The organism is Paracidovorax konjaci, assembly GCF_900112675.1.
GTDB lineage: Bacteria > Pseudomonadota > Gammaproteobacteria > Burkholderiales > Burkholderiaceae_C > Paracidovorax > Paracidovorax konjaci.
In genome coordinates, this window is record NZ_FOMQ01000006.1 from 241,041 (window position 1) to 262,144 (window position 21,104).

Annotated in this window: 22 protein-coding genes and 1 pseudogene; 3 read left to right on the forward strand and 20 right to left on the reverse strand. The window is 67.9% G+C overall.

Features of this window, described 5'->3' with window-relative positions; all coding sequences use genetic code 11:
* Positions 1 to 11 precede the first annotated feature (11 nt).
* The 5 genes from BM144_RS11460 to BM144_RS11480 all read right to left on the reverse strand — a co-directional run bounded on the left by BM144_RS11460 (position 12) and on the right by BM144_RS11480 (position 4,840).
* Complete coding sequence (locus BM144_RS11460) at positions 12 to 701, reverse strand: response regulator transcription factor (protein WP_092952279.1); 690 nt, start codon at positions 699 to 701, stop codon at positions 12 to 14.
* Between the two features lie 151 nt (positions 702 to 852).
* Positions 853 to 1,908, reverse strand: a complete 1,056-nt coding sequence (locus BM144_RS11465) for a serine/threonine protein kinase (RefSeq protein ID WP_092952281.1) — start codon at positions 1,906 to 1,908, stop codon at positions 853 to 855.
* On the reverse strand, positions 1,877 to 3,337 hold the full coding sequence (locus tag BM144_RS11470) for a serine/threonine protein kinase (RefSeq protein WP_092952283.1): 1,461 nt from the start codon (positions 3,335 to 3,337) through the stop codon (positions 1,877 to 1,879). Before BM144_RS11470 ends, BM144_RS11465 begins: the two co-directional genes overlap by 32 nt.
* Positions 3,338 to 3,369: 32 nt before the next feature.
* Positions 3,370 to 4,128 carry a metallophosphoesterase family protein gene (locus tag BM144_RS11475; protein WP_092952285.1) on the reverse strand — a complete coding sequence of 253 codons (759 nt, stop codon included), beginning with the start codon at positions 4,126 to 4,128 and terminating at the stop codon, positions 3,370 to 3,372.
* 295 nt (positions 4,129 to 4,423) lie between these two features.
* Positions 4,424 to 4,840, reverse strand: a complete 417-nt coding sequence (locus tag BM144_RS11480; protein WP_245783630.1) for a hypothetical protein — start codon at positions 4,838 to 4,840, stop codon at positions 4,424 to 4,426.
* 196 nt (positions 4,841 to 5,036) lie between these two features.
* Between BM144_RS11480 and BM144_RS22720 the strand changes: the two are divergent.
* A pseudogene (locus BM144_RS22720) lies at positions 5,037 to 5,141 on the forward strand (helix-turn-helix domain-containing protein); the annotation flags it as partial.
* Positions 5,142 to 5,144: 3 nt separating this feature from the next.
* Here BM144_RS22720 and BM144_RS22725 read toward each other — a convergent pair.
* The 14 genes from BM144_RS22725 to BM144_RS11545 form a co-directional block, all read right to left on the reverse strand.
* Positions 5,145 to 6,116 (reverse strand): beta propeller repeat protein, encoded by a 972-nt coding sequence (locus BM144_RS22725; RefSeq protein ID WP_139225695.1) that lies wholly within the window; start codon positions 6,114 to 6,116, stop codon positions 5,145 to 5,147.
* Between the two features lie 8 nt (positions 6,117 to 6,124).
* Entirely contained in the window at positions 6,125 to 7,147 is a 1,023-nt protein-coding gene (locus BM144_RS23130) for a hypothetical protein (RefSeq protein ID WP_175525996.1), read from the reverse strand.
* Positions 7,148 to 7,226: 79 nt separating this feature from the next.
* Positions 7,227 to 7,652, reverse strand: coding sequence for a hypothetical protein (locus BM144_RS11490; protein ID WP_139225696.1), 426 nt, complete (start codon positions 7,650 to 7,652; stop codon positions 7,227 to 7,229).
* A gap of 11 nt (positions 7,653 to 7,663) precedes the next feature.
* Positions 7,664 to 8,605 carry a DUF4150 domain-containing protein gene (locus BM144_RS23725; RefSeq protein WP_353615076.1) on the reverse strand — a complete coding sequence of 314 codons (942 nt, stop codon included), beginning with the start codon at positions 8,603 to 8,605 and terminating at the stop codon, positions 7,664 to 7,666.
* A complete protein-coding gene (locus tag BM144_RS11500; RefSeq protein WP_092952289.1) occupies positions 8,595 to 9,908 on the reverse strand; it encodes a DUF2169 family type VI secretion system accessory protein in 1,314 nt (437 codons plus the stop codon). The genes BM144_RS23725 and BM144_RS11500 overlap by 11 nt, the downstream gene beginning before the upstream one ends.
* Positions 9,909 to 9,914: 6 nt before the next feature.
* Complete coding sequence (locus BM144_RS11505) at positions 9,915 to 12,158, reverse strand: type VI secretion system Vgr family protein (protein WP_092952291.1); 2,244 nt, start codon at positions 12,156 to 12,158, stop codon at positions 9,915 to 9,917.
* 426 nt (positions 12,159 to 12,584) lie between these two features.
* The gene (locus tag BM144_RS11510; RefSeq protein WP_092952293.1) at positions 12,585 to 13,001 is read right to left on the reverse strand and encodes an organic hydroperoxide resistance protein; all 417 of its coding nucleotides are present in this window, start codon (positions 12,999 to 13,001) and stop codon (positions 12,585 to 12,587) included.
* A gap of 61 nt (positions 13,002 to 13,062) precedes the next feature.
* Complete coding sequence (locus BM144_RS11515; RefSeq protein WP_092952295.1) at positions 13,063 to 13,533, reverse strand: MarR family winged helix-turn-helix transcriptional regulator; 471 nt, start codon at positions 13,531 to 13,533, stop codon at positions 13,063 to 13,065.
* A 102-nt stretch (positions 13,534 to 13,635) separates the two neighbouring features.
* Entirely contained in the window at positions 13,636 to 14,430 is a 795-nt protein-coding gene (locus BM144_RS11520; RefSeq protein WP_092952297.1) for an aldolase/citrate lyase family protein, read from the reverse strand.
* 37 nt (positions 14,431 to 14,467) lie between these two features.
* A complete protein-coding gene (gene hpaH / locus BM144_RS11525; protein WP_092952299.1) occupies positions 14,468 to 15,298 on the reverse strand; it encodes a 2-oxo-hept-4-ene-1,7-dioate hydratase in 831 nt (276 codons plus the stop codon).
* Complete coding sequence (locus tag BM144_RS11530) at positions 15,295 to 16,161, reverse strand: fumarylacetoacetate hydrolase family protein (protein ID WP_092952301.1); 867 nt, start codon at positions 16,159 to 16,161, stop codon at positions 15,295 to 15,297. Before BM144_RS11530 ends, hpaH begins: the two co-directional genes overlap by 4 nt.
* On the reverse strand, positions 16,158 to 17,048 hold the full coding sequence (locus tag BM144_RS11535) for an amidohydrolase family protein (RefSeq protein ID WP_092952303.1): 891 nt from the start codon (positions 17,046 to 17,048) through the stop codon (positions 16,158 to 16,160). Before BM144_RS11535 ends, BM144_RS11530 begins: the two co-directional genes overlap by 4 nt.
* Before the next feature lie 101 nt (positions 17,049 to 17,149).
* Positions 17,150 to 17,557, reverse strand: a complete 408-nt coding sequence (locus BM144_RS11540) for a RidA family protein (protein WP_092952305.1) — start codon at positions 17,555 to 17,557, stop codon at positions 17,150 to 17,152.
* Positions 17,554 to 18,543, reverse strand: a complete 990-nt coding sequence (locus tag BM144_RS11545) for a Bug family tripartite tricarboxylate transporter substrate binding protein (RefSeq protein ID WP_092952307.1) — start codon at positions 18,541 to 18,543, stop codon at positions 17,554 to 17,556. The genes BM144_RS11540 and BM144_RS11545 overlap by 4 nt, the downstream gene beginning before the upstream one ends.
* A 210-nt stretch (positions 18,544 to 18,753) precedes the next feature.
* Between BM144_RS11545 and BM144_RS11550 the strand changes: the two genes are divergently transcribed.
* On the forward strand, positions 18,754 to 19,386 hold the full coding sequence (locus BM144_RS11550) for a flavin reductase family protein (protein WP_092952309.1): 633 nt from the start codon (positions 18,754 to 18,756) through the stop codon (positions 19,384 to 19,386).
* A 16-nt stretch (positions 19,387 to 19,402) separates the two neighbouring features.
* On the forward strand, positions 19,403 to 20,215 hold the full coding sequence (locus BM144_RS11555; protein ID WP_092952311.1) for an IclR family transcriptional regulator: 813 nt from the start codon (positions 19,403 to 19,405) through the stop codon (positions 20,213 to 20,215).
* Here BM144_RS11555 and BM144_RS11560 read toward each other — a convergent pair.
* Positions 20,209 to 21,057, reverse strand: a complete 849-nt coding sequence (locus BM144_RS11560) for a 3-hydroxybutyryl-CoA dehydrogenase (protein WP_092952313.1) — start codon at positions 21,055 to 21,057, stop codon at positions 20,209 to 20,211. The genes BM144_RS11555 and BM144_RS11560 overlap by 7 nt on opposite strands.
* Positions 21,058 to 21,104: the final 47 nt, after the last annotated feature.

The window sequence follows — 21,104 nt, forward strand, 5'->3', positions numbered from 1 at the left end:
CCGCAGGCGACTCAGGGGGGCGCCACAGCCTCCAGCCGGTAACCCACCCCGTAGACCGCATTGATCACGTAGCCGTGGTCCGGCGCCAGCGCCAGCTTGGCGCGCAGCCGCGAGATGTGGGTGTCCAGCGAGCGCGAGGGCGCGTCGTGGATGTCGCCCCACACCACCTCGCGCAGGTGCTCGCGCGAGAGCAGCCGGCCTGCGTTCTGGAACAGGAAGAGCGCCAGCTCGTACTCCTTGTTCTTCAGCCCGACCGTTTCGCCGGCCACCTGCAGGCTGCGCTGCTCCGGGTCGAAGCGGTAGCGGCCGAACGCGAGCGCGCCCGACACCGCCTGCGGGTAGGCGCGGCGCAGCAACGCGCCGCAGCGCGCCATGAATTCGCCCATGCGCAGGGGCTTGGTCATGAAGTCGTCCGCGCCGCTCTCCAGCGCGGCCACCAGGTCCTGCTCGGCGTTGCGCCGCGTCACGAACAGGATCGGCAGCGCCGGCACGGGCCCCGCGCGCACGGCGCGGATCACCTCGATGCCCTCCATATCGGGCAGGTGCCAGTCCACCACCAGCAGGTCGTAGGTCTCCGAGCGCAGCGCCTTCAGCAGGTCGCGTCCTTCCTGGAAGAGGTGGCAGGCGTGGCCGGCCTTCGCGGCGGCGGCCTGGATGAGTTCGAGCAGGATGAAATCGTCGTCGAGGACTGCGATGCGCATGGCGAGGCCGGTTGGGAAAACGAGGGAATGCCTGCCGTCCGTTCAGGAAAGCGCAGCGCGCAAGAAGCTAACGCCGCGTTCGCGCCCTGCATGGAATTTCACAATTGTTTGCGTTCGGTCGGCGCGTCTGTGGGTTGCCGCGCACACTTCCTCAGGCGGCCAGCGGCTCTTCCTGCATGGCCTCGATCTGCTCGCGCAGCATGTCCACCTGGCCGCGCCAATAGTCGCTGCTGCCGAACCACGGGAAGTTGATCGGGAAGATCGGGTCGCTCCAGCGCCGCGCCAGCCAGGCGCTGTAATGGATGAGCCGCAGCGTGCGCAGCGGCTCGATCAGCGCCAGCTCGCGCCGGTCGAAGTCGCGGAACTGCTCGTAGCCGTCCAGCAGCGCCGAGAGCTGCTGCGTGCGCTGGCGGCGGTCGCCCGACAGCAGCATCCACAGGTCCTGCACGGCCGGGCCCGTGCGCGCGTCGTCCAGGTCCACGAAGTGCGGTCCGCCGCCGGGCAGGTCGGCGGGCGTCCACAGCACGTTGCCGGGGTGGCAGTCGCCGTGCAGGCGCAGCGTGGCCGGCCTGTATGTGCCGGAAGTGCCCGATGCCGCCGATTCCATTAGCTTTTCTGCTATTAATTCAATAGCGTCCTCGCAGGCTGCGAGCCAGGCGGATTCCTGGTCCAGCGGGATCGCCCGGGTGGTGCGCAGCGCATCGCGCGGCTCGGCGGCGAAGCTGCGCACGTCCAGCGCGGGGCGGTGCACGAACGGCTGCGCGGCGCCCACGGTGTGGATGCGCGCGAGGAAGCGGCCGATCCACTCCAGCGTCTCGAAATCGTCCAGGTCGGGCGTGCGCCCGCCGCGCCAGGGGCTGACCGAGAACGCGAAGCCCGCGTGCGCGTGCAGCGTGCGGCCGTCCACCACGAGCGGCGCCACCACGGGCACCTCGGCCGCGGCCAGTTCGGCGGAGAAGGCGTGCTCCTCGAGGATCTGCGCATCGCTCCAGCGGCCCGGCCGGTAGAACTTGGCCACCACGCGCGCGCCGTCTTCCAGATGGGCCTGGTACACGCGGTTCTCGTAGGAGCCCAGGGCCATCAGGCGGCCGTCGCCGTGCAGGCCGATGGCCGCGAGCGCGTCCAGCACGAGGTCGGGCGTGAGCGGGGCGTAGGGGTGGGGCGGAGCGTCGCCGTCAGGCGCTGTGGGGGAGGGCATGGCCGGCATTGTCGCCGGGGGGCGCCGGCGCCGGGACCTGCGGCGGCTTCACGAGGATGACCGTGCAGGGCGCGTCGCGCACCACGCGCAGCGGGATCGTGTCGACGAAGCGCTGCAGCGTCGTGCCGTGCGTGGCCGCGCCCAGGATCATCACGCCCACCCGGTTGCCCGCCGCGTAGCGCACCAGCGCCTGGGCCACGTCGCTCGCTTCGAGCACGTGGAAGCTCGCGCCGTGGCTGCGCAGGTCGAGCCCCGCCGCCCACTGGCGCAGCCGCACCAGGTGGCGGCGGTGCAGCGTGGTCTCGCTGCGGTCGGGGTCGGTGGCGCTGCTGTCCGAGGGCGAGACCACGGTCACGCAGGCCAGCCGCGCGCCAGGCCGGATACCCAGCGAACGCGTGGCGGCCTCGCGCAGCGACTGCAGCGTGGCGTCGCTCGCATCCTCCCCGGGCAGCGCCACCATGAGGATGGGCGCGGCCTCGATGAGCCGCGCGGGCAGCGGGCTCGGCTGGTAGTGCATGCCCGCCGCTCGCAGCCAGCGGCGCAGGTGTGCGCGCACGCCCGGCCCGCGCAGCCGGTGCGCGCGCTCGGTGAGCGGCACCTGCCCGGGGTTGGCGAGGTCGAAGGCCAGGTGCGCGGCCGAGGGGTAGCGCTGCGCGGCCTCGGGCTCCAGGCAGCGCAGGATCACCTCCTGCAGCCAGGGCGGCACGCCCGCGCGGTGCTGGCGCGGCGGGCGCGGCGTCATCCAGAGGCGCTGGCGCAGGCCGCCGCGCGTGGCCGGCGCGCCGAAGGGCAGCTCGCCGGTCGCGAGTTCATAAAGCATCACGCCCAGCGCGAACACGTCGCTGCGCAGGTCGCCGCGCACGCCCACCACCTGCTCGGGCGCGATCCAGGCGGGCGAGCCCACGGCCTCGCGCATCTCCTCGGCCAGCAGGTCGGGGTAGTGCGCGTGGAACGAGAGCCCGAAATCCAGCAGCACCGCGCTGCCGTCCGGGCGCAGCAGTACGTTGGCGGGCTTCAGGTCGAGGTGGCAGACGTTCTGCTGGTGCAGGCTGTGCGCGGCCAGCGCCATGGCCGCGCCCAGCCGCGCGATGGCGGCGGCGCCCGGCGGCGCGCCGGCCTCCAGCCGGTGCTGCAGCGTGTCGCCCTCGATGTACTCCATCACCAGGTAGGGCAGCCGCGCGAGGTCGCCCGCCGCCACGAAGCGCGGCGCGTGCGGGCCCTGCAGCGCGGGCAGGATCTGCAGCTCCACCTCGAAGCCCACGATGTTCTCGGCGCCGTCGCCCGCGGTCATGCGCGGCACCTTCATCACGAGCGGAAAGCCCGGGTCGTGCGTGGGATCGGCGCAGGCCACGCGGTAGATATGGGCCATGCCGCCCGCGTGCAGGCATTCGTGCACCAGGAATCCGTCCACAGCGGTGCCGGGGGAGAGCAGCTTCATCGGGGGTGGTCGTGGTCGGCCCGGGCGCGCCGTCAGCGCCCTTCTTCGAGCCGGTCGGCGAAGAAGGCGGGCAGGCCCGCGGCGCGCACCGCGGTGGCGGCGGCCGTATGGTCGTAGGGCACGCGGTGGAAGGTGATCGTGGCCGCACCGTCGTCGAAGAGCGCATACATCGCGCGCACGTCGCGGTCGCGCGGCTGGCCCACCGAGCCCACCACCGCCAGCCACTGGCGGTGCGGCGGCACGGGCACGGGCACGCCGGGCTGCGGCACGAAGCGCATGAGCTTGGCCGTGGGCGTGAGGAAGTAGAGCGCCTGCTCGTGCACGTGGCCGCAGAAGACGTAGCGGATCGCCGGGTCGATGGCGCTCGCGGCCGCCATGCTGCGCTCGGCCGCGCCCGCGTCGTGCACGTAGTGCCATTGCCCGGGGCCGTCCACGCTCGCATGCACCAGCAGCGCGGAGGCGCCCAGCCGGCGCGTGAGCGGCAGCCCCGCGAGGAATTCGAGGTGGCGCGGCGCGAGTTGGGCGTGCGTCCACTGCGCGCTCTGCTCGCCCAGCAGCGGCGAATCGACGGGCGGGTCCAGCGCCGCGGCGTCGTGGTTGCCGAGCACGCACGGCGCCCCCTGCGCGGCGAGCTGCATCACGCAGTCCATCGCGTGCACCGGGTCGCCGCCGTAGCCGACCAGATCGCCCAGCAGCGCGAACTGCTCGGCGCCCTGGGCACGCGCATGCGCCAGGCAGGCGTCCAGGGCCTGGCGGTTGGCATGGATGTCGGAGAGCAGGGCGATCTTCATGGCGGGCGCGTGTGGAAGGCGCGAAGGGGGCGGGAACGGAGGGGAGGCGCCGGGGCAGCGCAATGCAGGCGGCGGGCGCCGGGGCACCCGCGATGATGGCCCCGAATGCTGCCTCTGACCGGCGTGAGTGTGCGCGGAGTGCGAAAAAGTCGCAATCGCAGCGCAGCGCCCCCCGCCCGGCACCGCGCAGGTCCGTGGCAGCACGTTTGCTATGTTTTGTATAGCAAACTATTCAATGAAAACGGCGGCATGGAGCATGAAAGGCTTCAAGCGTGCAGCGGAAGGCCGGTCGATCTCACTGCATGGTCCCATCCGGATGGGACGACCAGGCGCTGCCCGCAGGAAGCCAGGAGGCACCCACCCAAGCCCCGGTGCGCACGAGGCTCAGGGGCTTCAGCGTTTTGCCCGGCCCACCGAAGGCGCACTGCACGGCCCAGGTCTGCCCATCGAAGCCCGGCACCAGAAAGCATGCCATCGTGGGCAGTTCCAGCACCGCCTCGTCGTCCTGCTCCGCCAGCAGGGCCATGATGTCGCGCGAGGTGGCCGTGGCGGCGTCGAGCCCTTGGGGCCACTCTCCTTTCCAGGGATTCGCCGGCTGGGACAAGGGGGCGTGGAAGGTCAGCGCATGCACCCCCCACAGTTGCTCCTGAGCGGGCAGGCCGGGGTCCATGCACTGCAGCATCAGGTCCAGCCCCAGGCTTTTCACGCCCACGTAGTAGGGGTCCGCGCCCTGGTCCTGGCCCTGGTGCAGGTCGCGGACGGGAGGATGTAGCGGCCGAGGTTGCGCAGCAGCATGTCGGGCAGGGGGCGAAACGGGAGGGCATAAACAAAAAGGCCGGTTTTCGAAAAATATGATCGGCGGTCTCAAACCTGAAGTGCGACACCTGAACCTCAGGTAACTTGCACAGATGACTTCGCGATACACGCACTTGCAGCCCGAAGAGCGCCTCACGCTGTCCTCGCTGGTCCAGCAAGGATGGAGCGGGCGATCCATCGCCCGCCTGCTCTCACGCTAATTAATCATTGTCAGGATGCAGCAATTGCTTCCAGCGACCAGATTGAAAAATTTGGATCGTCTTCCAACCAACGCAAAGGAGAACGTCATCAAGGACTGAGATATCCTCGCAGTCATCCACCTCTTGTATCTTTTGTAATCTGCTTCCAGCTTCACCCTTATTCATAGAAAACAGGCCGGCGTTCGACGAGAAATAAAGGTCGCCCTGAAACTCTACGACCTTCGTGAGTATCATGTTGTCATCGTAGTGACTGATATCTTTGAAGCCCTGCCTGGCGTTACCGGATAAGATGGTTCCATTAAAACCACAAGCGAAAACCTTGCGCCCCGGGAGGCATAAGACGCTCGTCAATATTTCATCGGTTGGATTGTCGCATGCAGTCCAAGAAACACCGTTGTAGTGATAGATTCCATCCATTCCCGCAGCGTAAATATCGTCATTCGCGTATCCATCAATGTCCGAAATATCTTCTCCGAGTTTTATTTGATTGAGTGGAATAGGCTGCGTTAAATCTGGTGTGCTTTTTCGCAAATCTCCAGCAATATCAACCCATTCCCCGGAGTTCCTTCGATAGATTTGCCCCCCACCTCCACAAGCGTAGAGTTCTCCGGAAATCTCTTTGAGCGCATTGAGATACCCGTAAATCGGGAGAACATCCCTGGTCTTAACTCCAGAGTCTCCAACTTTCTCCAGCCAGCGCCTATCGGTTCTGATGAACGAAACGCTTCCCTCTTTAGATAGGGCGGCATAGCAGCGGTGCCCGTCTATCGCAGTGATTACTACACACAAAGACTCCACCGTAATGTGCGGCAAATCGAGATGTCGCCATTTATTTCCATGATCCTCGTCATCGTAGAAAAATATTCGTGAAAACTCGGCATCCTCATCGAGGTCATCCGGTCTTGCAGCAAAGAAATAATAATTTTTCTCGATGACTTTACACTTCAAAAATGAAACAGGAACTTTTGACACAGAACACCTTATTTTCGCGGTAGGTTTGGAGTCGTATTTCCAACGCCAATGTTTGAAAAATCGATAGGCAATTTACCAGAAGGATCGGCTCTGACAATCGTCCCAGGGCCCAAGCCTTTAAGCTCGTGATAGGCGCGAAGTTGTGCTTCCAAAAGTAGAGGATTGCAGCCGGTGACCTTTCCCACAGCCAACGCGCCAGTCGCCTCCAATAACCCTAGCGGCGCTGTCCCGGGTGGTTTACCAGCCTTCCCCAGCGCCCGCTCTGCCTGGTCATATATTTTGTGTATTTTTCCGTGCTCTTTCGAACTGTTCAGGTTTGCGCCATCGACACAAATGACGAGGCCATCGTCTTCTGAGACTCCAAAGGGATGAGAGCTGCCGCGTGCGCCCGTGCGGAAAACCCTATCCGGCACCACATGATGTCCCGTGCGGCCTTCAGCTTTGCATGTATCGGGCTTGTAAGGGCGCAATATGCACCTTGGGTTTCCTTTTGAATTTCCCCCCTGGGGATTGCCGTTGTCGGTAGATTTCTTCGCTGCGGCTTCCTCGGCCTCTCGTGCCGTTTTTTGACCCGCCGCTTCGGCCGCCTCGCGCCCCGCCGTCTTGCCCAGGGCCTCGGCACCCATTTCCGCAGCTTTCTTGCCGTACTTGGTGGCGGTGGCGCCAGCGCCAAGGCCCGGGATCATGGCCGCGGCACTGATGGCCGCATTCACCTTGTCACCCTCGGCGAGGTAGATCAGGGCGTTGGCGCCATCCGCCACCTCTCCGAAGCCGGGCACCAGCCCGACGACATCCAGCCCGGTGTGCAGTACATCGCTGCCCCAGCTCGCCCACCAGCCCTTTTCGGTTTCGGTCGGCTTGATCGCAGGCGCACTGGCGAAGTGGGGATTGGGAGCCGTTTCCGGCACCACCAGCCCGGTCGTGTTGCCGATGGGACCGGGCGACGACCAACTGTTGGGTTTGATGCGCGCCGCTCGCGGCTGCGCAGCATCGGACGGGTCGTCATCCGGCCCGCGTTTTCTGGTTGCCATACAGCAATGGAGGTTGGATCAATTCATCCACCATCCGCAGCGTCAGGTCCGCAGGAGGTGGGCATTGGAGCTGTGTCCGTCAGCCCTTGAACGAGACAGACGACAGGCAATCGGGCTTGGACCATTTGAAGCCCAGCGAAATGCGCTGCCCCTTGAAGGTCACCTCGCGGGTGACAAGCGCGTCGGGCACCGGATTGGAGGGCGGGGTGGGCGGGCTGACCGGGCCCAGGTGGCGCTCGATCGCCGCCACGTCCACGCATGCGCCCTGCAATTCGCGCAGCACGACAAACGGCGGCTTGTTCTGTGTCTTGAACTCGCGCACGTCGGCCACGCCGACGACAACGCCATCCTGCAGCTTCAGCGGCCCCGTACTTTCAAAGAACACCACGTAGGCGTTCTCGCTGGCCTGGCGCAGTTCGATGCCCGATACGCGCGCGATGGCAGCGGCATCCTGCCCGCCCGCTGGCGCAGCAAGGATTTCGATCAGAGCCCACAAGGTTTGCATCATCGTTGCCTTCATTTCTTTTTGCCCGCTATGTTCTGGTCGTACCAGTCACCGTAATAGTCCGCATAGGGTTGCTTCGTGGTCGATGTGATCTCGCCCTGGCCAAACACTTTCCCCATGCTGTCGCGCGCCGCAGCGGCGTTGCCGTCCTTCACGTACTGGTCGAATGCACCGTTGTAGGCGCCGTGGTTCGCGCTGTTGCCGGCGATGCCGATGTCCGGACCGCCGTTCTTGATGATTTCACGCTGGACCTCGATGTTCTTCATAGCCGCCGCGCCTTCATCCGCCAACTGCCCATTCACGTAGGCTGACCGGGATGAAAAATCGGCCTGGTAGGAGTAGGTCGCGTGACCGACTTCATGCGACAGGACGCGTGTCGCGGCCGTCGGATCGTTCTTGAGGTTGCCGTCGAGCGTGATGGTCTTCGTGCCCTGGTTGGCAAAGCTGCCGCCGCCTTCTTTCCCATACTCGATCTTCCAGCCGTCCTGCTGCAGCTTTTCCAGATCCTGTTGCAGCGTGGGCGACTTGGCCACGAGATCGTCCATCCCCTTGCCAAGGCCGGTGGATGGGCCGGCCTTGCCGGCCGCACCTCCCCCGGGCTCTGTCCAGTTCATCCACATCTTGTCGCCGGTCCGGACGATGGCGCGGCCGTTGATGAAGACCGATTTACTGTAGTCTATGTCGTGGCTGATCTTCATGTGCGTCTGGCTGACGACACCTTTGCCCCCGCCCGCCTCATCGCCTTTGACGTTATCGACGTAGCTCTGGTTATGCAGGTAGGCAGGCTTGCTGGCGATGAAGACATTCGGCGAGCAGTGCATGCTCTGGTCCATCATGTGAACGATGGGATAGGGCACCGGCACACCGTTTTTGCCGGGCGTCAGGCACACGTCCGGCGCCATGCAAATGACCTTGAAACGGGCGTCCTTGGCGGTGATGGATTCACTGGCCACGGCTGTTTCTTTCCGCGGCCTTCGCGCGAGCGGCCTGCATCATTTCCTCATCGAGTTCCATGGCCGTGCCGGGGGGCCAGGTGCCCAGTTCCAGCCGCCGCACGCCTGTCTTGCCGCTGACGACGGCGCGGCGCACGATGCTGAGGATGCCGGTGCCCATGTCGAGGATCACCGTATCGATGTTCATGGGGGCGAGCGCCAGCACCCCGACATGCAAACGCACCAGCAATTGCAGATCCTGGCGCGGCAGGAGAAAGCGGTAAGGCCCTGGGTGGTGTGCGGCCGATGTGAAATGCACCAGCACGATTTCCTCGCCACCCTGGGGATAGTCGATCTGCTGGTCTTCGGGCGCGCAGTTCCAGTATCGGTAGTCGTGATCGCGCGGGCTCTTCGGCCATTGCGTCTGTTTCCAGCGTTCGTCGTGCTTTCCGGCGAGCCCGACGCGCGGCGCCCACCAGCGCCCGACCGACCCGACCCCGATCACCGGATAGTCGCGCTGGCCATCGTAGGGGTGATCGAACGCCTCGATTTGCGGAGCGGGGCGCAAGGAATCCGCCGTGGCCCGGGCGGGATCACCAGCGGAGAACCTGTCGAGCGCTGCGCCAGCATCGGGAATGGCATCGGGCAAGCGACCGCACCCGATGGGATTGGGCGCAAAAAACGCCGGCAGCCTGACATGGGCGTCACGGGCCTGCGTGCGCTGCTGGTCGGTCAGCCCGGCGATTGTTCCGTCCGCATGGGCCTGCAGCAATTGCTCTTGCCGGATGACATTCGGACCGCCGAACGCCAGCTCGTAGCGCAACGGAACATGCTTCACGGGCTCCGGCTCGGTCAGTTGCAGCGTGCCGAGCGTTCCGATGGAGCGTGCGAACCGCCGCGGGCCCGTGACGTGGAAGCGCTTCTCGATGGCATTGCCGAAGCGGAAGCCCGCGGGCCAGCGCTGCATCGGCTGGCCCGTGGGGGAGTGTGCCGTGGCATTCACCAGCAGCACGTCGCACTTCGGCTTGTAGGGCGCGAAGTCACTTTCCTGCAGGGTACTGGTTTCGTTGGGCTCGCCCAGGAATTGATCGGCTTCGCATAGCGGTGACTGCTCTTGCGCCGGCAGCAGCCGGGGCACCATTCCCCTGTCGGTTTTCTCCAGATCCAGCATGGAATAGGAGGTGCGGCTGACCATGACGTGATAGATGTCCCCAAGCGGGTCCACGTGCTGGAAATACTGGCTGGGCCACTGGGTGTGGTTCGCAACCTCGGGAACCGCGGCGGAACGTAGGGGGGAGGGCAGGGCATGGGACGGGCGCGCCATGGCTGCTCAGTTCACATCGATGCGCTTGGCATCCAAGCCGATATGCGTCGCTCCAACGACATCGATGTTGTTGCCGTTGATCGAGATCTGCCCGTCCTTGTCCATCCGCAGGATGGATTCGCCGCACACCAGTTCGATCGCATCGCCGGCCTGGATGCGGATGGTCTTGCCGGTGGTCTGGTTCCAGTTGTCTCCCACCTTGGTGTCCTGGTCCTTCCCGACCGTGACGGACCGGCTCTGGAGCACGTTGGTGGACTGCGTGAATGCCACGTTGACGATCATGGCCGCCCCGACATTGACGTTGTAGGCCGCACCAATGTTCATCATCTTGGCCAAACCGACATTCTGGAGATAGGCGATGCCGATGGTTTCGGTCTTGAACCTGCCGACATTGATCGACCAGTTTTTGCCGATCTTGTCCTTCTCATTGCGACCTATCGTTTTTGTCCGGTTCTTGCCGATGGAGACGGTTTCGTCGATGCCGACGTCTTCGCGGCGGTTGTCGCCGATGCTGATCTTCTCGTCGTGATCGACCCGCTCCGTGCGATTGTTGTGGACCGTGATTTTTTCATCCCTATCGACTGTCTCTGTCCGGTCGCGGTGGACGATGGTGGTCTCGTCCCGGTCGATAGTTTTGCGCCGGTCCTGGCCGACCCACTTGTCCTCGTCGTTCTCGACCTCGGTGAGCTGATCCTTCTGTGCGTGCAGCCATAGTTGCTCGGCGCCCCTTTTGTCCTCGAAGCGCAGCGCGTTCGCATCGCCCGCGCCGCTCTTCAGTCCGTCGCCTGCCGCACCGCCCTTGCTGGATTTCGTCTTGATACCGGATTGCGTGGCGTTGCCCGGCAGCGCCCACGGCGGCATGTTGGCGGCGTTGTAGACGCTGCCCGTGACGATGGGGTAATCCGGATCGCCGTTCAGGAAGTCTATGACCACCTCGTGGCCGATGCGGGGGATGGCGATGGCCCCGAAGCCCGGCCCGGCCCAACTGGTGGACACGCGCACCCAGCAACTGGAGTTCTCGTCCATGGCGCCGAGGCGGTCCCAGTGGAACTGCACCTTGATGCGCCCGTATTCGTCGGTCCAGATTTCCTCGCCGGACGGCCCCACCACGACGGCGGTCTGCGGGCCGGTGGTGCGGGGCTTCGGGGTCGTCCGGGCCGGGGTATAGGGCAGGCTCGTGGGCTGGGCGGAGAGGCTGAATTTCTGGAACGAGCCTTCCTCCTGCTCGGCGCCCGGCGTGCTCGCGGCGATGGCGCTGATCGCACTGACGCGGGGGTTTTCCTTGAAGTGGTACGCCAGCCCGGTGATGAGATATTGCCGGTTCTGGTCGCCGCGCGGGTAGTTCTCCAAAGTGAAGGTGTAGCCCGTAGCGAGCGAGCGGTGGCGGGATTCGCCCTGCACGACGCTTTGCCCGCTCAGGTTTTCCTGCAGCCGCACGCGGGCATAAGTCTCGCCGTCGCCATGCTGCACGTAGCCGCCCGGCCATTCATAGGTCTCGTAGGCGTCGTGGCTGTGCCCGGGCGGCTGCTGGCGCATGTTCGACAGGTCCGAGCGCGGCTTCCGGAAGTCGTAGTCGTCGTTGTAGTACCGCCCCGACTTGATCTCCTCGGACAGCTCCCACGCGTGGATGTTCTCCCGGTCCGCCGCCGCCGCCTTCTCCGGCGGGTAGAACGGAATCACCGCCGCCCCCGCCAGCGGCTCGTGCGAGGCCACGATGTCGTCGGCGAGCGTCAGCGTGTGCTGGCCGGCGGCGTGCTGGTGGTAGTAGTAGATGCCTTCATGCTCCATCAGCCGCGAGACGAAGGTGAAATCGCTCTCGTCGTACTGCACGCAGTAGTCCCAGGTGCGGTAGCTGCGCGTGAGCTTCTGCTGCAGGGGGAAGCCGTAGGGCGCCAGGACTTCCTGCACGATCTGCGGGACGCTCTTGAATTGAAATATGCGGAAGTCCTGCTTGCGGGTGGCGATCCACAGCCAGGGCTGCAGGCGCAGGTGGTAGGAATAAAAACGGTGGTCCTGTCCCTGCATGCCGAAGCGGGTGACGATGCCGTCGAGGTAGCGTCTGCCCCCGCCTTCGGTCTCCACCACGACCGTGGCGTTCTTGCCCAGCAACGCCTTGGGTTCGATGTCGCGGCTCTCGGAGAGCAGATCGATGTCGAACGAGAAAAGCTGGCTCAGATCCTCGCGGCCCCGCAATTGCCGGAACTGCAACTGCTCTCCCAGGGGCGTTTGGATGGTGACGCGGCGTGTCATTGTGGTGGGTGCAGTTCCCAGGAGGTTGCTGCAGAGTCAAGTGGTAACGGCCGCGATGATAGGCATGGCGCCAAGGCCAGGGAAGGGCTCCTGGGGAAATGTTGTGTGTCGGAATGTCGATATTTATAGGGGAGAGAACGGGCCGTTATCTGCCATGCAGCCAGGGCTGCTTCACAAGGTGCGATGCCTGGCGGACGCCTGCGTTCGTGTCGAAAGTCACGCTGTGCCTGGGGGAAGGTTGCTGCTATGTTTTATATAGCAAACTATTCAATGGAACCGGCGGCATGGAGCATGAAAGGCCTCTAGCCCGGACGGTGGGGCCGCGAACCCCCGTGCATCCGGCGCCCGCCCGCGGCCGGCGGCGCAGAAAGCAAAACGCCCCCGGGCGCGCGGCAGCGCAGCCGGGGGCGTGCCGGACCGGGAAGGTCAGGCCAGCGTGATCGTCACGTCGATGTTGCCGCGGGTGGCGTTGGAGTACGGGCACACCTGGTGCGCGGCGTCCACCAGTTGCTGGGCCTTTTCGCGGTCCAGGCCCGGCAGCGTCACCGTCAGGCGCGCGGCGATGCCGTAGGCGTTGGGGATCGGGCCCAGATCGACTTCGGCGTCGACCGAGACGTCCTGCGGCACGGCGATGCCCAGCTTGCCGCCGACGGCCTTCAGGGCGCCGATGAAGCAGGCCGAGTAGCCGGCGGCGAAGAGCTGCTCGGGGTTCGTGCCCGTGCCGCTGGTGCCGGGGGAGGACAGCTTCACATCCAGGCGGCCGTCGTCGGTGCGCGAGGCGCCATCGCGGCCGCCGGTGGTGTGGGCGCGGGCGGTGTAGAGGACTTTTTCGAGCGTGGTCATGGTGGACTCCTTGGGTTGGTGGACGGGAAAGATCGGAAAGGGGGCTGGCCGGGCGGGCCCGTCAGCCCGGGGACCGTGAGAGCCGCTCGCGCAGCCCGGTGAGCTGCGAGGTGAGCGCCTGCAGCTCGGGAATGGTGCATTGGCTGCGCTCCAGCACGCAATGCGGGATCGCCTCTGCCCGGCCGCGCAGCGCGCGCCCTTCGGCCGTGAGCGTGATGCGCACGCGCCGCTCGTCCTGCGCATCGCGCTCGCGGACCACGAGCCCGGAGGTCTGCATGCGCTTGAGCAGCGGGGTGAGCGTGCCCGAGTCGAGGCACAGGCGCTCGCCCAGCTCGGAGACGGTGACGCCGTCGCGCTCCCAGAGCGCGAGCATGGCGATGTACTGCGGGTAGGTGAGTCCGATGCCGTCGAGCAGCGGCTTGTAGAGCTTGGTCATCGCCAGCGACGCCGAATACAGCGCGAAGCAGACCTGGTTGTCCAGCCGCTGGAGGGCGGGTACCGGGGCTGCGGCTGGGGCGGTGCGGGAAGGCATGGGGCGTATTGTTGATGTCAATTGAATTGTGTGCAATTGAATCAGCCGGGCGACCCTGCCGCCGGTGGGGGCAAGCGGCGGGGCGGGAGGCCGCGGCTCGGTTCAGTAGGGGGTGGTGGTGGCCGCGCCGCCGCGGAACCGTGCGGCCGCGGCGTCGGCGCCCTGGCGCAGCAGCAGCATGTCGATCGCCACGGCCACGAAGAGGGCGCCGAGGTCCAGGCATTCGCGCGCGCGGGCCTCGTCGGCCATCAGGATGCCGGGCGCCTTGCCGCAGGCGCGGATGCGCCGGATCGCGCCGTCGATGGCCGCGCGCACCTCGGGGTGCTGCGGCTGCCCCGCGTGCCCCATGCTGGCCGAGAGGTCGGCGGGGCCGATGAAGATGCCGTCCACGCCATCGACCGCGGCGATGGCCTCGATGCGCTCCAGCGCCTCGGCCGTCTCCACCTGCACGAGCAGGCACAGCTCGCTCTCGGCCTGCGCGAGGTAGTGCGTGTCGCGCCCGAAGCGCGTGGCGCGCACCGAGCCGCCCATGCCGCGGATGCCGCGCGGCGCATACCGCATCGCGGCCACGGCGGCGCGTGCCTCGTCCGCGTCCTGCACGAAGGGCAGCAGCAGGCTCTGCGCGCCGATGTCGAGGTAGCGCTTGATGAGCACCGGGTCGTTCCACGCGGGCCGCACGACCGCGGCCGTATGCCCCTCGCGCTCGGCGGCCACGGCCTGCAGTTGCTGCAGCATGTGCGGCACGTCGCTGGGCGAATGCTCGGTGTCCAGCAGCATCCAGTCGAAGCCCGAACCCGCGAGCAGCTCGCCCGCGTAGGGCGAGGCCAGGGTGGACCAGAGGCCGATCTGCGGCTGGCCGGCGGCGAGCGCGCGCTTGAAGCGGTTGGGCTGGGGCATGGGGGGCGAAGGCGCTGTGGAGGAGGTAGGAAGTGGCTCAGCCGAAATGGCACGCGACGGTGCCGAATTCGCCGTAGTCCGCCACGATGGTATCGCCGCGCGCCACGTCGATGGGCCGGATGAACGAGCCCGCCAGCACCACCTCGCCGGCCTGCAGCGCGATGCCGTGGCGGTGCAGCCGGTTGGCGAGCCAGGCCACGCCGTTGGCCGGGTGGTTCAGCACGCCCGCCGCGAGCCCGGTCTCCTCCACGTCGCCGTTGCGCGTGACGATGGCGCCGATGCGCCGCAGGTCCGCGTCGAGCAGCGCGGGCTTGAAGGGCCGCCCGCCGAGCACGAGCGCCGCGTTGGCCGCGTTGTCGGAGATGGTGTCGATCACGGTGCGCGTGCGGCCGGTCTCCGGGTCCACGCGCTGGATGCGGGCGTCCAGGATCTCCAGCGCCGGGGTCACGTAGGCCGTGGCGTCGAGCACGTCGTAGAGCGTGCAGTGCGGGCCTGCGAGCGGCCGCGCGAGCACGAAGGCGAGTTCGGCCTCGATGCGCAGCTGCAGGAAGCGGTCGGCCGGCAGGCTCGCGCCGTCGCGGAACAGCATGTCGTCCAGCAGCGTGCCGAAATCGGGCTCCGCGATGTTCACCGCGCGCTGCATTGCCTTGGACGTGAGGCCGATCTTGTGGCCGATGACGCGTCGCCCCTGGGCCTGCTTGCGCTGCATCCACGCGGCCTGGACCGCGTAGGCGTCGTCGATGCCCATGCCCGGATGCTGCTGCGAGAACTGCGCGCAGGGCACGCGCGTGCGCTCGGCCTCGTCGAGCTGCCGCGCGGCTTCCGCGAGCTGCGCGGGCGACAGGGTGAGTGCGGGGGCGTCGCTCATGCCTCGGCCTCCACGGCGTTGCGCAGCACGCCCACGCCGTCCACCTCCACCTCGACCACGTCGCCGGGCTGCAGGAAGCGCGGCGGATCGAAGCGGATGCCCGCGCCCGTGGGCGTGCCGGTCACGACCACGTCGCCCGGCTCCAGCGTGGTGAAGGTGGAGAGGTAGTGGATGAGCTGCGCGAAGTCGAACATCAGGTGCTCGGTCGTGTCGTCCTGCCGCGGCTCGCCGTTGACACGCGTGCGCACGCGCAGCCGGCCGTAGCCCTGCGGGAACTCGTCGGCCGTGGCGATCCACGGGCCCATCGCGCCCGAGGCGTGGAAATTCTTGCCCTGCGTGACGTTGAACTTGGCGTGGTGCACCCAGTCGCGCACCGTGCCTTCGTTCACGCACGTGAGCCCCGCGATGTGGCCGAGCGCGTCCTCGCGCGCGATGCGCCGCCCGCCGCGGCCGATCACCAGGCCGATCTCGCCCTCGTAGTCGAGCTGCCGCGACTCGCGCGGCTGCAGCAGCGGCTGGCCGTGGCCGACGAACGAATCCGGCACGCGCAGGAAGATGCTCGGGTAGCGCGGCAGGTCGCTGCCGTCGCGGTACTCGGCATTGCGGTGCGCGTAGTTCACGCCGATGCAGAAGATCTTGCGCGGCGCGGGGATGGGCGGCAGCAGCGCCACGCTGTCCGTGGCATGGTCGGGTGCCGCGCCGGCGAGCGCCTCGCGCGCCTGCGCCAGGGCCGCCTCGCCGCCCTCCAGCAGCGCGAGCACGCTGCCGTACGCGGGAAGGCGCCGGCCCAGATCGACGATGCCGTCCGCCGTGGCCGCGCCCCAGCGCGCCTGGCCGCCCGTGAGAAAGGAGAGGAGCTTCATGGCGTGTCGAATCCGAAGAGCTGCGCCGGGTTGGCGACGAGGATGCGCTCGCGCACGGCGGCGTCGGGCGCGAAGCGGTAGAGCAGTTCCAGCAGGTCCCCTTCGTTGGGCGGCTGCTTGACGGAGACCGGGTGCGGCCAGTCGCTGCCCCAGATGCAGCGGCCGGGCGCGGCGTCGATCAGCCGCTGCGCGAGCGGGACCACGTCGTTCCACGGCGGGCCGTCGTGGGAGAGTTTTTCGGAGAGCGAGAGCATCACCCAGTAGTTGCCGCGCGCGAGCAGCTCCTGCACGGCGGCGAGGTTCGGGTCGGCGTCGCCGAGCGCCGGGTCGGCGCGGCCCATGTGGTCCATGACGACCTGCACGTCCCGCAGCGCGTCGAAGGCGCGCATCTGCGCCGCGATGCCCGAGGGCTCGGGCTGCACCTTCACGTACCAGCCGAGTTCGCGCACGCGCGCCAGGGCGCGGTCCATCTGGTCGGCCGTGAACTGGATGCCGAGGCCGCCGCGCGTGAAGCGCGCGCCGCGCACGCCGGCGTCGTGCAGCGTCTGCAGGTAGGCGTCGTCGCGCTCCAGCAGCACGGCCGCGTTGGCGCAGCCCATGTACCGGCGCGGCCCGCCCGCATTGAGGGCGGCGAGCGCGTCCAGCACCACCGCATGGTCGGCGCCGTAGGTGGTGGCCTGCACGATCACGCCGCGCGCGATGCCCAGCGTGGCGTGCAGCCGCTGCGCGACCTCCCACGTGGCGGTGGGCATCTCGTAGGCCGCGCCGGCGCGCACGGGATAGCGGTCGCGCGGGCCGAACACGTGGAACTGGCTGTCGCAGGCGTGCGGCGGCGGCAGCGGCACCGGCGCGCGGGGATGGGGGTCGAAGGGAAGGTAGTCGGGCATCCGGTCGCTTTCAATGCGGTGGAAGATGGAGCGTTGAGCGTTGAGCGTTGAGCGTTGAGCGTTGAGAGGGCCAGGGCGCGGAGCGGCGGTGTGAGCCGCTCTCAGGCGATGTAGGCGGTGAAACTGCACTCGATGAGCTTGCCCATGTCGAGGTCGGGCGCGTGGATGGCGTGGCGCGCGGGGCGCGAGGCCGGGTCGGGGAACATTTCCAGCCAGGGCGCGTTGAGCGCGGGGCGCTGGCTGCGGTCCTTCATCCATACCGTGACTTTCACGACGTCGGCCGTACTGCCGCCCGCGGCCTCCACGATGCGGCGCAGGTTGTCCAGCATGAAGCGGCATTGCGCCTCGATCGTGGGCGCCACCGCGCCCGTGGCCGGGTCGGTGCCGAGCACGCTGCCGCTTTCCACGAGCGGCCCGATGCGGCAGGCCGCGGGGATGGGGTTCTTGTGGCTGAAGCCCTCGACGTAGATGCTCGTGCGCGCCGGGGCTGGCGCGGGGGCGGTCGTCATTCCGCCGTGATGCCGGCCTGCCGGATGATCGGTGTCCATCGCTGGTCTTCCTGGGTGAGGTACTGGGTGAATTGCTGGGGCGTGCTGCCGCGGGCGTCGGAGCCGAGCACGCGGAATTTCTCCTGCACGGCGGGCTCGGCGAGCACGGCGCGCAGCGCTTCCGAGAACCGGTCCACCACGGCCTGCGGGGTGCCGCGCGGCGCGAGCACCCCGGTGAAGGTCTCGGCGCTGAAGTCCGCGAATCCCGATTCGCGCAGCGTCGGCACGTCGGGCAGCTGCGGCAGCCGCTCGCGCGAGGTGACGGCCAGCGCGCGGGTGCGGCCCGCCTGGATGAAAGGCTGGGCCACCGAGATCTGGTCGAAGTTGAACTGCACCTGCCCGCCGAGCAGATCGGTGGTGGCCGGGGCGTTGCCCTTGTAGTGCACCGTGAGCCACTTCGCGCCGCTCTCGCGCTGCAGGTATTCGCTGACCAGGTGGTTGGTGGTGCCCGCCCCCGGCGAGGCCATGGTGATGTTCTGGCCCCCCGCGCGCGCCGCGGCGAGCAGCTCGCGCAGCGACCGGTACGGCGTGGACGGGTGCACCTGCAGCACCAGCGGCGTGAAGGAGACCGAGCTTACGGGCACGAAATCCTTCTTCCAGTCGTAGGCGTTGCGGCGGAAGATGAGCGGCGAGAACAGGATCGGCCCGTTCGCGCCCATGAAGAAGGTGTAGCCGTCGGGCGCGGCCTTGGCGACGGCCTCGCCCGCGATGAGCCCGCCCGCGCCGGGGCGGTTGTCCACGATGAACGGCTGGCCGAGCCGGGTCTGCAGCTGCTCGCTCACGATGCGTGCCGCGCCGTCCACGTTGCCGCCGGGCGGGTAGGGCAGCACGAGTTTCACGGGTTTGTCGGGCCAGTGGCCGGGCTGGGCCGCTGCGGGGCCCGCCAGCAGCGCGGCGGTGGCGGCTGCGAGGCCGCCCGCGCAACGCAGGATGAGGCGTCTGTGCATGGGTTTTGTCTCCTGTCTCGTTGGGCGGCCGGTGCCGTCGAGAGGTCTTCGCAGCCGTTGGATCCATCGTAGGAAGCGGCTGCGGCCGCGGCAATGCGCCCGCATCGCAAGAGTCCGCGATGTGGAACAAACCGGCGTTTCGCACGCGCCGCCAGCGGCTACCCTTTCCACAATCCGGCAGATCCCTTTCCTCGACCCTGACGCACTGCCATGACCGATACCCTCGACGCCGCCGACCTCGGCCCCGAAGCCACCTACCGACTGCTGAGCGGCATCGTCGTGCCGCGCCCCATCGCGTGGATCAGCACGCTGTCCGAGACGGGCGTGGTGAACCTCGCGCCGTTCTCGTGCTTCACCTTCGTCTCGAACAAGCCGCCGCTGCTGGGCGTGAACATCGGCCGCAAGGCCGGACGGCGCAAGGACACGGGCGCCCACATCCTCTCGCGGCGCGAGTTCGTGGTGAACATCGGCCACGGCGGGCAACTGCAGCAGATCCACGAGAGCAGCGCCGAGCACCCGCCCGAGGTCAGCGAGGCCGCCCTGCTGGGCCTGGCCACCGCGCCCGGCGAGGCCGTCGCGGTGCCGCGCCTGGCGGAGGCGGGCGTGGCCATGGAGTGCCGGCTGTCGCAGGTGATCCCGTTCGGCGACACGGGCGCGGAGTTCTTCGTGGGCGAGGTGCTGCGCTTTCACGTGCGCGAAGGCCTGCTGCGGGACGGCAAGATCGACACCCTCGCGCTCGATCCCGTCTGCCGCATCGGCGGGCCGAACTACGCCACGCTGGGGCGCGTGGTCACGCTGCGCTCGATGCCGCAGACGGCCAAGACCGTGACCACGGCGCGGTGAGCCCGGGGCGGCGCGCATGTCCCGTTCTCCCGCGCTCCCCGACGGCCCGCGCGACGGCGCGCAGAGCGTGCGCCGCGCCATCGCGGTGCTGCGCATCGTCGCGGGCGGGCAGGAGGGCGGCGTGCGCCTGATCGACGTCTCCCTCGCCACGGGGCTCAACCGGCCCACGGCGCACCGCCTGCTGCGCGCGCTGGTGGAGGAGGGCGCGGTGGAGCAGGACGCGGCCACGCGCCGCTACCGCATCGGCCGCGAGGTTTCGCTCATGGGGCTCGCACGGCCCGCGGGCTTTCCGGTGCGCGCGATCGCCGCGCCGCACCTGCGGCACCTGGGCGAGACGCTCGGCGAGACCGCCTTCCTCACGATCCGCCAGGGCGACGATTCGGTGTGCCTGGACCGCGCCATCGGCAGCTACCCGGTCAAGGTGCTCTCCATCGAGGTGGGAGCGCGGCGGCTGCTGGGCGTGGGGGTGAGCGGCGTGGTGCTGCTCGCCGCGCTGGACACGGCGGAGGCGGCCGACATCCTGCAGCGCAACGCGGCGCGCCTGCGCGCCCTGCGGCTCGATGCCGCGGGCGTGCTGGAGCGTTGCGCGCAGGCGCGCGCCCTGGGCCATGCCTACGCGCCCGTGGGCGTGGTGCGCGGCACGCGCGCGGTGGCCGTGCCGGTGCGCACGCCGGACGGCCGCACGGTGGCGGGCATCGCGGTCACGGCGATCTCCTCGCGCCTGACCGAAGCGCGCCTGCCGCAGGTGGTGCAGGCGATGCACGCGCAGGCCCGGGCCATCGGCCACGAGGTGCAGTCGCGCGGCCTCGGCGCGGACCTCCTTCAGTAGCGGTAGACGCCCTGGCCCGTCTTGCGGCCCAGGCGGCCCGCGGCCACCATTTCCTTGAGGAGCGGGCAGGGGCGGTACTTGCTGTCGCCGAACTCTTCGAGGTAGACGTTCATCACCGCCAGGCACACGTCCAGGCCGATCATGTCGGCCAGCGCGAGCGGGCCGATGGGCTGGTTGCAGCCGAGCTTCATGCCCGCGTCGATGTCCTCGGGCGTGGCCAGGCCCTCGGCCAGCACGAAGAACGCCTCGTTGATCATCGGCACCAGGATGCGGTTCACCACGAAGCCCGGCGCGTTCTTCACGGTGATGGGGCTCTTGCCCAGGCGCTCGGACAGCGCCTTCACGGCGTCGTGCGTGGCGTCGCTGGTCTGCAGGCCGCGGATGATCTCCACCAGCGCCATCATCGGCACGGGGTTGAAGAAGTGCATGCCGATGAAGCGGTCCGGCCGCGAGGTGGCGGCGGCCAGCTGCGTGATGGAGATCGACGAGGTGTTCGACGCGATGATCACCTCGGGCCCCACGAGCGCATCCACCTGCTGCAGGATCTTCACCTTGAGCGCATGGTTCTCGGTGGCCGCCTCGATGATGAGCTGCGCGACCTTCAGGTCGCCGTAGTCCGTCGAGGTCTTGATGCGCGCGAGCGCCGCGTCCTTGTCGGCCGCGCCGATCTTCTCCTTCTTGATGAGCCGGTCCAGGCTGCCCGCCACGGTGGCGAGGCCCTTCTGCACGGCCGCGTCGGAGATGTCCACCATCACCGCGTCGATGCCGGCCACCGCGCAGGCCTGCGCGATGCCGTTGCCCATGGTGCCCGCGCCGATGATGCCGACGGTCTTGATCGTCATTGGGAATGCCTCCTGAAAGATGAAAGAAAAAACAAGGGATGGGTGGG

Bases quoted from the DNA above. Each gene is read 5' to 3' on its own strand.
- BM144_RS11460 (WP_092952279.1), bottom strand. From the start codon at position 701: ATGCGCATCGCAGTCCTCGACGACGATTTCATCCTGCTCGAACTCATC.
- BM144_RS11465 (WP_092952281.1), bottom strand. From the start codon at position 1,908: ATGCCGGCCATGCCCTCCCCCACAGCGCCTGACGGCGACGCTCCGCCC.
- BM144_RS11470 (WP_092952283.1), bottom strand. From the start codon at position 3,337: ATGAAGCTGCTCTCCCCCGGCACCGCTGTGGACGGATTCCTGGTGCAC.
- BM144_RS11475 (WP_092952285.1), bottom strand. From the start codon at position 4,128: ATGAAGATCGCCCTGCTCTCCGACATCCATGCCAACCGCCAGGCCCTG.
- BM144_RS23130 (WP_175525996.1), bottom strand. From the start codon at position 7,147: ATGGCAACCAGAAAACGCGGGCCGGATGACGACCCGTCCGATGCTGCG.
- BM144_RS11490 (WP_139225696.1), bottom strand. From the start codon at position 7,652: ATGCAAACCTTGTGGGCTCTGATCGAAATCCTTGCTGCGCCAGCGGGC.
- BM144_RS11500 (WP_092952289.1), bottom strand. From the start codon at position 9,908: ATGGCGCGCCCGTCCCATGCCCTGCCCTCCCCCCTACGTTCCGCCGCG.
- BM144_RS11505 (WP_092952291.1), bottom strand. From the start codon at position 12,158: ATGACACGCCGCGTCACCATCCAAACGCCCCTGGGAGAGCAGTTGCAG.
- BM144_RS11510 (WP_092952293.1), bottom strand. From the start codon at position 13,001: ATGACCACGCTCGAAAAAGTCCTCTACACCGCCCGCGCCCACACCACC.
- BM144_RS11515 (WP_092952295.1), bottom strand. From the start codon at position 13,533: ATGCCTTCCCGCACCGCCCCAGCCGCAGCCCCGGTACCCGCCCTCCAG.
- BM144_RS11520 (WP_092952297.1), bottom strand. From the start codon at position 14,430: ATGCCCCAGCCCAACCGCTTCAAGCGCGCGCTCGCCGCCGGCCAGCCG.
- hpaH (WP_092952299.1), bottom strand. From the start codon at position 15,298: ATGAGCGACGCCCCCGCACTCACCCTGTCGCCCGCGCAGCTCGCGGAA.
- BM144_RS11530 (WP_092952301.1), bottom strand. From the start codon at position 16,161: ATGAAGCTCCTCTCCTTTCTCACGGGCGGCCAGGCGCGCTGGGGCGCG.
- BM144_RS11535 (WP_092952303.1), bottom strand. From the start codon at position 17,048: ATGCCCGACTACCTTCCCTTCGACCCCCATCCCCGCGCGCCGGTGCCG.
- BM144_RS11540 (WP_092952305.1), bottom strand. From the start codon at position 17,557: ATGACGACCGCCCCCGCGCCAGCCCCGGCGCGCACGAGCATCTACGTC.
- BM144_RS11545 (WP_092952307.1), bottom strand. From the start codon at position 18,543: ATGCACAGACGCCTCATCCTGCGTTGCGCGGGCGGCCTCGCAGCCGCC.
- BM144_RS11550 (WP_092952309.1), top strand. From the start codon at position 18,754: ATGACCGATACCCTCGACGCCGCCGACCTCGGCCCCGAAGCCACCTAC.
- BM144_RS11555 (WP_092952311.1), top strand. From the start codon at position 19,403: ATGTCCCGTTCTCCCGCGCTCCCCGACGGCCCGCGCGACGGCGCGCAG.
- BM144_RS11560 (WP_092952313.1), bottom strand. From the start codon at position 21,057: ATGACGATCAAGACCGTCGGCATCATCGGCGCGGGCACCATGGGCAAC.